This is a genomic window from Protofrankia sp. Cj3 (assembly GCF_917627355.1).
Lineage (GTDB): Bacteria > Actinomycetota > Actinomycetes > Frankiales > Frankiaceae > Protofrankia.
In genome coordinates this window covers 1-8,957 of sequence record NZ_CAKJTR010000172.1, presented here as the reverse complement: position 1 = coordinate 8,957, position 8,957 = coordinate 1, and the positions used below count along the sequence as shown (strand labels likewise).

The window sequence follows — 8,957 nt, the reverse complement described above, 5'->3', positions numbered from 1 at the left end:
GGCCGCGATCGCGGTGGCGATCGCCTCGGTGAGCCAGGCCTCGGGCATGCTGGGAGCCTCCCCGGCAAGCCACAGCAGGTACTCGACGTTGCCCGCGGGGCCGGGCAGCGGACTCGCGACAACCCCACGGACACCGAGTGACAACCGTGCCCCAGCCGCGGCCACCTCCCGCACCGCCCACGCGTGCGCAGTCACGTCGCGGACCACCCCGCCCGGCCCGAGACCGTCCCGCCCCACCTCGAACTGCGGCTTGACCAGGACGACGAAGTCGGCCTCTGGTCGGGCGCAGGCCCGCAGCGCGGGCAGCACCAGCCGCAGCGAGATGAACGACAGATCGGCCACGACCAGATCGACCAGCCCACCGATTTCCTCGGGGGCGAGGTGGCGGACATTGGTACGCTCCAGCACCCGGACCCGTCGATCGCTCCGCAACCGCCACGCCAACTGGCCGTATCCGACGTCCACCGCGACGACCTCAGCCGCACGGTGGCGCAGCAACACGTCCGTGAAACCACCGGTGGACGCCCCGGCATCCAGACAGCGGCGCCCGGTGACCCGCAACGGCGGCTCGTTCCCGGCGAAGGTGGACAGGGCCGCAAGCAGTTTGTGGGCGCCGCGCGAGGCATATCCGGGGTCGCTCCCAGAAATGATCACAATAGACGTGGTGTCATCCACGATCGTCGCGGGTTTGGTGGCCGGCCGCCCGCTCACCCGGACCCGGCCGCCAATGATCGCCTCACTGGCCTGCTCGCGGGAGCGAACCAGGCCTCGCCGTACGAGCTCGCGGTCCAGCCGCGTCCTGCGGACCATGGCAGCGCGCCTCGTCCCGGTCACGCCCGCGGCCGGCCAGGCTTGGCGGCTGGATCAGGCGGAGCGCTCGCGGGCCCGTCCAGATCCGTGAGTACTCCGTCCAGGAGACCGTGGACCTCCTCGAAGACAGCGACGTGGGCCGACACGGGCAGCGTGGGCAGGCGGTCCATCCGCGCAAGCGCGTCACGAACATCATCTGGAACGTCATCACTCATGCGGCGGCGTCCATAGCGAGCATCGCAGGACGCGCCAGCGACCGAGGAGCGCAGCGGCGGACGCCGCCGGGGTGCACAGTCATGAGGGGTTCCTCTTCCATGACAGCGACGGCAGGACCGTCACCCCGCGGCACGCCGCTGTCGTCCGAACCAGGATGCCTGGATCCCGCTCGCGGTGGCGACGGTTACCCCAGGTACACCGGACGAGCCGTGTCGAACACATCGCCATCGGCAGACCGGGCGCTAGGCTCTCCGTGAGAGCCCATCCCTACCATCGTTACCGCCTCGTCACTGTGTACGAGAGCCACCCGCCGGTGGCAGTGTCCGGTCCCGGGTGGCGGCCGCAAAGGTCATGCGGAACACCGCAGCTCCGAGGCTCCGAGACACAGCCCAGCGGACCCGCGGAAGGAGGAGCTGGCCGGCATGGCGACCAGGCAGCAGTGTTCGGCGGCGTTGCGCATGCTGGCGGATCAGCTCAACAATCTGGTGAACGACCGCACGCGCGAGCTGGCTCCCGACCGTACCATCATGTGCCGGATACCCGATCTCGGGACGAGCTTCTCCGCGGAACTACGCGACGGCAACGTCCTCGACATCAACGAGGGCGAGTGCGAGACGGCCCAGGTGACATTCACGGTGAACAGTGACGACCTCATCGCCGTCACTGAGGGAAGCCTGCGGTTCGGCTCGGCGTGGTCCAGCGGCCGGCTGAAGGTGGACGCCAGCCTGCGAGACCTGCTGCGGATGCGTTCCCTGCTTTAGCGCAAGTTTGGGAAGCCAGCCTGCGAGACCCGCTGCGGATGCGTTCCCTGCTTTAGCGCAAGTTTGGGAAGCCGGCTGTCCGGCTCACCGCCCCCCAGACAGCCCCCGAATACCCACGTCATCCCAGCTCAGAGATACTTTTCCGACGCCAGGAACAGTCAGCAATAAGATCAAGATAGAATAGATAAAAAATCAAGGTTGACAGTTTCCTCTCACTCATTGTTCAATACCCGAGTAAGCGCTCATAGCCAACGGGAAGCCTCTGAAACATGCTACCGCGCAAGGAGGAGAAGCACGGTCCGTTGATCAATTTATCGATGCCTCGGAAGGACCTGACGGTGAAGAGAGCGTTCGCGTCTGTTTTCACGGCCATGGCAGTCACACTTGGGCTGGTTGCTACCGCGGGTTCCGCTCAAGCAATCAACAGGGTATCCTGTAGTCAGCTACGACTTTCTTTGGCTGCAGTCCAATCAAACGACATGCTGGGCAAATGCCGGCTACACGAATGTGACCCTCTACAACGTTTATGGAGGCAGCTCCGGAAACAACGCCGGATGGTATTCGGGCGACAGCTACACAGTGTATTTCCCGAAGTGGTCTTCATGGTCGTACCCGGCTCAGACAGTTCGCGCCATCAATATATATTGATCTGCATGCTGATACGCTTTCGCGGGCGTCGCTGGCGCCAGTCCCCACGCATCCGCCACGTGATTCGCCCACAGGCGACGCTACCTGCGGTTGTACTGGTGCTGGCTGCCAGCGTCGCCTGCGCGGACCCGGTAAAATCCCCGGAACAGCACGAGCCCGGCATCGGGCCAGTACAACAAATTTCCGAGCCATCGCAGATCGGCCGGCCGATAGACACGTATATTCCTTCGGTTCAGGAGATCATGCAGCTTCGGGCAGTACGCAACGAAACCGTCGCGAAATGCCTCGCGGCGCACGGAGCCAACGCCGAGATCCACGAGCCGCCGGGGGTACAGGAGTTTCTATCAGCCCAGCAACGAGATGGAGTGATCCGGTCAGGGCTGTACGGCTTCTTTGACCCCGTGGCGGCAAAGACCCATGGATATTCCAGACCTCCCGGGCAAGCGGTCTCGCTGACAGAAACGGGGGTCGCAGGACCGTCCGAAGTTTCCTCGGAATGCGCCCGAAAAGGGCAGGAGGCGATCGGCGGTACCCCACTCATCATCGATGAGACCGTACTCCCAGATTCTGGTCCTCCCGTCCCCACCAACGACAGTCGATACCGCGCGGTGGTCGTCAGCTGGGCGCAATGTATGGCCGAGTCAGGATTCAGGTACAACACTCCCCTGGACGCGATCGGAGACCTGCAATGGCGGCGCCCGCCAGCGCCTGACGGTTCCACGACGCCCGCCTCACCGGCTGAGATCACAGTCGCGTCCATGGACGTCGACTGCAAGATCAAAACAAATCTGGTCGGTATCGCCGTGGCTGTGCAGTCGGCATACGACAACAGATATATCGAATCCCATGCGGCCCAGCTCGTTGAGTTCAAGAACAGAATCCTCGGCCACATACGATCCGCCGGAAAGTAAAGCCAGTACAGTTGCCGGGCGTTCCAGCCTGGTAGCGCGCTGAATAATCACCGGAAGAAACCGGCTCTCCGGGTGCCTGGAACGGGCACTATTCCAGATCGGCACAGCCCGGTGGTCGGTCACCAGCCAGCCGCTGGACGGGGGTGCCGGCGTCCGCCGCCGTCCATGCAGCCGCGCAGGCCGACCGAAGAGCATCCAGGCCATCATCCCGCGGCAGGGCATCGACCAACGGGCCACCAGCTGGCGACGCACCGACAGCGGCCCCACACGCGCCGATTGCCCGGGGTGCCGGCCTGGCCCTGCGCCAGGTCAGCGTCGCATCACACACCTGCGCCACCCAGCCGCCACACGCCGCCACCACATCGCCGGATCGTGACTCACCTCCCTTCTCCGCCCCCTGCGCTCCCCTCACCTTCACGACGACGCCCGGATGACACGCCAACAGGCCACGCAGATCGGCCGCGAGATACGTCGGCCGGTGGCGTGCCTCGGCCCGCAGGAGTTCGCCCGGTGCGGCCACTCCGGTGAGCACCAGCAGGGACGGCGTGCCCGACCGGACAGCCGACTCGATATCGGTGTCGAGACGGTCGCCCACAATCACCGGAAACCGCGCCCCGCTCCGGCGGACCGATTCCTCGTGCATCGCATGCTCAGGCTTGCCAGTAACCATCGGCTCGCATCCGGTTGCCGTACACAACATCGCAACCAGTGAACCGTTGCCGGGCATCAACCCACGTTCGCTCGGCACCGTCGCATCAACGTTGGTCGCGACCCAGAACGCGCCCGCCCGGATCGCGAGCGCCGCCTCAGCGAGCCTGGCGTAGTCAAGATCCGGATCGAAACCCTGCACAACGGCGGCGGGCTGCTCCCCCACGGTCGCGACCGGCTGTAGACCCACCTCGGTCACCGCCTGGCGAAGGCCCTCGCCACCGACGACCAGGACCGCGGCGCGTGCGGGCAGCCGTTCGGCCAGCACCCGCGCGGCCGCCTGCGCCGACGTGACGACATCGGGCACCGCCGCGGGCACCCCGAATGCCACCAGCCGACGCACGACATCCGCCGGTGAGCGCAGGGCGTTATTGGTGACGTACACCACACGCATGCCACGGCCGCGGACAGATGCGATCACATCCGCCGCATGGGGCACGGCCTCAGCGCCGCGATACACCACACCATCAAGATCCATCAACGCGACGTCGTGCGCGTCGGCAAGTGGGGAGGACGACGCCGACAGCGGACGCGGCGAGCCGGTCAACCGGGCGTGAAAATGAACGTGTGGACTGTCCGTCATAACCGGCTCATCAACGCTGGTTGAGAGCGGCCCGGGCACTGCGCAGAGCCTGGTCGTAGTGTCGCAGGTCCGGGCGCATCGCCGCAGCCAGCGCCAGGTGCTCCACGGCGGCACGCAGGTCACCCGTTCTACGAGCCGCCATCCCAAGCCCGAACTGCGCGTAGTCGTCCGCCGGGTCATTTTCGACTATCCAAGCGAAACTCTCCCGGGCCGCGTCGTACTGACCGGCGTCGAACTGCGCCCGCGCCAACGCCTCCCGCACGCTGCGGGAGCCCGGCTCGGCTGCGACCGCATGGGCCAGCAGCTGGACCGCGGCGTTCGCGTTGCCCCGGTCGAGCAGGGCAACACCCCGGGTGTACCAGTCGTAGACCTCACCGCCGGGAGCACCTCCAACAGGACCACGGTTACCCCCAGCTCCGTCGTACCCGCCGGACATCGGCGCCTCCCTAACCTCTAGGCCAGCGGCCACGCGACAGAAAACGATCGCGCGGCCGCTGGCCGGTTGGTTACCTCTGCCTGTCTGCGTCACTGCCTACGTCACTGCCTACGTCACCAGCTGGTGGTGCCCACGCTCAGAGCCTCGTCGCCACTGATGTACACGCCAGCCAACACCGATGGCGGCCAGACGCATTTTCACAAGGTGCGCATCCCAGTGTCGCTGGAAACCGGGCAACGCTCCCACCGATCGCACTGATCGCTGTGTTTCTGTACAGCCTGTTACCGGTATGAAGGCTCGCGGGCTCAGCCAACGGCGGGCCTGCGCCATGGTCCGCGCGGCTGGAGCGGCCCCGCAGGGGGCAGCCCATACGATCGCGGCATGACTGCTCCCGACCCGGCACTGCCCACACCCGGCGGACTGGTGTTCGCGCCGTTTCGTGCCCTGCGGTATGTGGCCGATGACGGGCCGGATCTCGCGAGACGGACCGCCCCGCCCTACGACGTGATCGACACAGCGGGCGTCACCGCGCTGGAAGCCGCGCATCCGCACAATGTCGTCCGTCTCACCCTTCCGCGCGACACCGACGAGAGCTCTCCCGAGAGCCGTTACGACCGCGCCGGACAGACCCTGCGTGCATGGATCGCCGCCGGTGTCCTGCGCCGCGACGACGCTCCCGCACTCTACGTGTACGAGGAGATCCACGACGGCCACATCCAGCGGGGCCTGGTCGGCGCGGTGGCCCTCGTGGACCCGAACGCGGGGATCATCCTGCCGCATGAGAACACGATGGCCGGCCCGGTCGCCGACCGGCTCGCCCTGACCGTGGCCACTGTGGCGAATCTCGAACCAATTTTCCTGCTGTACCCTGGCGGCGGGTTCACCAGCCAGATCGTTTCAGCGACAGCCGCAACCCAACCGCTGTTGACCACTATGACCGATGACGGCGTATCACACCGCATCTGGGCCCTTACCGATTCAAACGATCTCGCACAAATCGCTGACGATCTCTACGGACGGCATGCGGTGATCGCTGATGGACATCACCGATACGCCACCTACCGTCGTTACCAGGCAGACCGTCACGCTGCCGGGGCCGGCGCCGGCCCGTGGGATTTCGGCCTGGCCTTCCTCGCCGACGCGCAGGTGTCGGGGCCTGCGGTCCACGCCATCCACCGGGTCGTGGCAGGACTCGACGTGGCCGAGGCCGCGCGCCGGGCCGCATCGGCCTTTTCGGTGACGCAGCTGGACGCCGCGCCGGATCCGAGCGGGATGGCCCTGCTCAACGAGCTGGCGGGAGCCGGCAAGGGCGGCCACGCGTTTATGATCACCGATGGCCGCACGGCGTTCCTCCTGAGCGAACCGGATCCGGCGCTGCTCGCCGAGGCACTGCCCGTGGACCGCTCCGCGGCCTTCCGCAAGCTGGATGTCACCGTCGCGCATCTCGCGCTGATCGTGAAGGTCTGGGGTCTACCGGACACCGAGGAGACGATCCGTTACCATCATGACGCGGCCAGCGCGATCGCCGCCGCGGCGCAGGCCGGCGGGACCGCGCTGCTGCTCAACCCGACGCCCACAGCGGATGTCGCCGCAGTCGCCGCCGCGGGTGAGCGTATGCCACGGAAGTCGACGCTGTTCACGCCCAAGCCGCGAAGCGGCCTGTTGATCCGTCTCCTGGACAACCAGTAGGCCATCGCCCACCATACGGACCCCATACGGACAAGCCACGGGTCGCGGGAGCAGCAGATCAGCTGTCCGCCAGCATGGCGGCCCGCTCCGCGGCGTCGGTCTCCTCCTCATCGATGGTTGCCGTGGACGCGAACCAGCGCGCCGCATCAGCCGGCCGACCCGCGGCCAGCAACGCCTCGGCATAGGCGTACCACAGCCTTGGCGTCCACGGTTCCACGCTGGCCACAGCCGCCTCATCCTGCAGCAGCAGCACCGCGGCCGCCGGCTCGCCCAGATCGCGCCGTGCGCCGGACAGGACGATCAGGAGCTCGATCCGGCCCGCCTTGTCGAGTTCGGCCGCACCCGGGTCCCGGGCGAGCAACAACGCCCGCTCGGGACGCCCGAGCCCACGCTCGGCGTCCGCCATCAGCGCGAGATGGCGAGGGGAACCGTCGAGCCGGCGGGCCGCGCGCAGCTCGGCAAGCGCCGTGGTGAACTCCCCCGCGTGGTACGCCGCGAGGCCAACCGCTTCGCGGACGACCGCGATACGGGACGCAAGCGCTGACGCCGCACGAGCGTGCGCAAGCGCGAGCGCGGGGTCCTCGTCAAGATAGATGCCGGCGGCCACAAGATGACGGGCGACCGGTTCGGCGAGCGAGGCGCCGAGTCCGCGCAACTCCCGGGTCACCTCGAAGTCCAGCAGCTCCGCGCGGGCCTCATCGGGCAGCGCCGGCGCGGATGGTCGACCTGGGCGCTGTTCCTGTCCGCGTTCCTGCCGGCCGGCGTCCGCCGAACGGCCCGCGGATGTTGATGATCCCGCGGGCGTGGCGGTACGCCCGCGGGCCGGAGCGGGCCTGCCGCGGCCTGAGCCAGCGGCCCCGGGCCGCGGACCTGCTGGCCTGCCGCCACGTGCAGCCGGTGGCCGGGAATCCCGCCCGCGCGGCGCGGGGCTGGCCGGCCGTGGCTGGCTCGGATGCGGCTCGCCCGATCGTGGTTGGTTCGGCCCCGGCGCCGGCCGTTGTGGGGCACGACCGGTGGTGTTCCGGTCCGCGCCGCGTTCGTCCCGAGCCCGAGCATCGCGACCTCGTTCGTCACGATGGTAAACAGACCGGTAGGGCACGGCATCCGGCGCGGGCCGCCGGTCGGCATCCCGCCCACGACGCCGATCGGTCGACCGATCCTCGGCAGCACGACCGCGGGAAGGACTGGGGGACGTTCTGCCGTCACGCTCGCCGCCGGTGGATGGCGGGGTGACCCCGGGCTGCGCCCGCCGCGGGCCACCGCCAGCCTTATCACGATCATTACCGGTGCTACGGAAGCGGTCGGCGGCACGAGGCCTGTCGGCGCCAGACCGGCCCGCAAGACGATTATCAGTACCACGGCCGCGCGGGGCATCGTTCCGGGACACCCGCGAGCCCTGCCCGGAGCGGTCACCCTTGGTCGAGAAAAACGTCCGCTGATCCGTTGATCCGCTCCCGCGCTTCACTGGGCCCGAGGCGGGCGAATCCGATGGGCGAGCCGAACGCGCCGCGCTCTGCCTGCGTTCATCGTGTCCTCGCTCGTTGCCGCGTCCCTGGCCACGTTCCGGGCTGCCGGTGTGACCGCGGCCGCCGCGCGGAACAGACGCCCCACGGGCTGGCGGGCCCGCCGGCCGCCGCCCGGATTCACGGCCGTCGGCTTCCGGCCCCCGCGCCCCCGGCCTTTCCGCTCTCGCCCGATCCGATCTCGGCCGCTCAACCGGCCGGCCGCCGCCCTGTCGCTGGCCTGTCCTATCCGGACCGCGATCCTCACCAGAACGCCGGCCGTCACCGCGCGCACCCACGGGTCGAGGCGACCGGCGGGCGCCATCATCATGATGCGCGCTGGCAGACGCTCGTCGCGCGGGCCGGCCAGCCGTGTCACGGTTGCCGCCTGCTGGCGGCTGATCTCCATAGCGACCCTGCTGACGCGCACCGCCAGCGCGGGCGTCGCGAGCCGCCCGCCAGCGCTGTTGCGCCTGTCCATCGCTCGCGGTCCGAGATCTGCCACGCCCGGCCGCGGTCGGGCGACGAGCCGCTGTGCTCGTCGTCGAGATCCGATTCTTCCTCGGGGAAGTGGCCTCGGCCGCGCTTGCTGGCTGGCGGCGACCTGGGCGGGCGGCTTCGCCGTTGTTCTTCTCCACGCTGTTCTCTCCCTCGGCCGGTGCCATCCATGCCCGCGTCGGTGCCGGCTTCATG

Annotated in this window: 10 protein-coding genes; 4 read left to right on the top strand and 6 right to left on the bottom strand. The window is 68.3% G+C overall.

Features of this window, described 5'->3' with window-relative positions:
* Positions 1-810 (bottom strand): TlyA family RNA methyltransferase (locus MJ783_RS18810; RefSeq protein ID WP_239312134.1); only part of this gene is annotated, 810 nt, incomplete at its 3' end.
* A gap of 20 nt (positions 811-830) precedes the next feature.
* Positions 831-1,025 carry a hypothetical protein gene (locus tag MJ783_RS18805; protein WP_239312131.1) on the bottom strand — a complete coding sequence of 65 codons (195 nt, stop codon included), beginning with the start codon at positions 1,023-1,025 and terminating at the stop codon, positions 831-833.
* A 423-nt stretch (positions 1,026-1,448) separates the two neighbouring features.
* Here MJ783_RS18805 and MJ783_RS18800 point away from each other — a divergent pair, with 423 nt between their 5' ends.
* The 3 genes from MJ783_RS18800 to MJ783_RS18795 all read left to right on the top strand — a co-directional run bounded on the left by MJ783_RS18800 (position 1,449) and on the right by MJ783_RS18795 (position 3,346).
* A complete protein-coding gene (locus MJ783_RS18800; protein WP_239312127.1) occupies positions 1,449-1,787 on the top strand; it encodes an SCP2 sterol-binding domain-containing protein in 339 nt (112 codons plus the stop codon).
* A 507-nt stretch (positions 1,788-2,294) separates the two neighbouring features.
* Positions 2,295-2,435 (top strand): hypothetical protein, encoded by a 141-nt coding sequence (locus tag MJ783_RS23750; protein WP_370651701.1) that lies wholly within the window; start codon positions 2,295-2,297, stop codon positions 2,433-2,435.
* Positions 2,381-3,346: a hypothetical protein gene (locus MJ783_RS18795; RefSeq protein WP_370651700.1), complete on the top strand. Its 966-nt coding sequence runs from the start codon at positions 2,381-2,383 to the stop codon at positions 3,344-3,346. Before MJ783_RS23750 ends, MJ783_RS18795 begins: the two co-directional genes overlap by 55 nt.
* A gap of 88 nt (positions 3,347-3,434) precedes the next feature.
* Here the strand turns inward: MJ783_RS18795 and MJ783_RS18790 are convergent, their stop codons facing one another.
* On the bottom strand, positions 3,435-4,637 hold the full coding sequence (locus MJ783_RS18790) for an HAD-IIA family hydrolase (protein WP_239312123.1): 1,203 nt from the start codon (positions 4,635-4,637) through the stop codon (positions 3,435-3,437).
* Between the two features lie 10 nt (positions 4,638-4,647).
* Complete coding sequence (locus MJ783_RS18785) at positions 4,648-5,073, bottom strand: tetratricopeptide repeat protein (RefSeq protein ID WP_239312121.1); 426 nt, start codon at positions 5,071-5,073, stop codon at positions 4,648-4,650.
* 381 nt (positions 5,074-5,454) lie between these two features.
* Between MJ783_RS18785 and MJ783_RS18780 the strand changes: the two genes are divergently transcribed.
* Positions 5,455-6,762, top strand: a complete 1,308-nt coding sequence (locus MJ783_RS18780; protein ID WP_239312118.1) for a DUF1015 family protein — start codon at positions 5,455-5,457, stop codon at positions 6,760-6,762.
* Between the two features lie 58 nt (positions 6,763-6,820).
* Here the strand turns inward: MJ783_RS18780 and MJ783_RS18775 are convergent, their stop codons facing one another.
* Together MJ783_RS18775 and MJ783_RS18770 are read right to left on the bottom strand one after the other, a co-directional pair.
* Positions 6,821-7,429 (bottom strand): hypothetical protein, encoded by a 609-nt coding sequence (locus MJ783_RS18775; protein WP_239312116.1) that lies wholly within the window; start codon positions 7,427-7,429, stop codon positions 6,821-6,823.
* Between the two features lie 794 nt (positions 7,430-8,223).
* The gene (locus MJ783_RS18770; RefSeq protein ID WP_239312114.1) at positions 8,224-8,745 is read right to left on the bottom strand and encodes a hypothetical protein; all 522 of its coding nucleotides are present in this window, start codon (positions 8,743-8,745) and stop codon (positions 8,224-8,226) included.
* Positions 8,746-8,957: the final 212 nt, after the last annotated feature.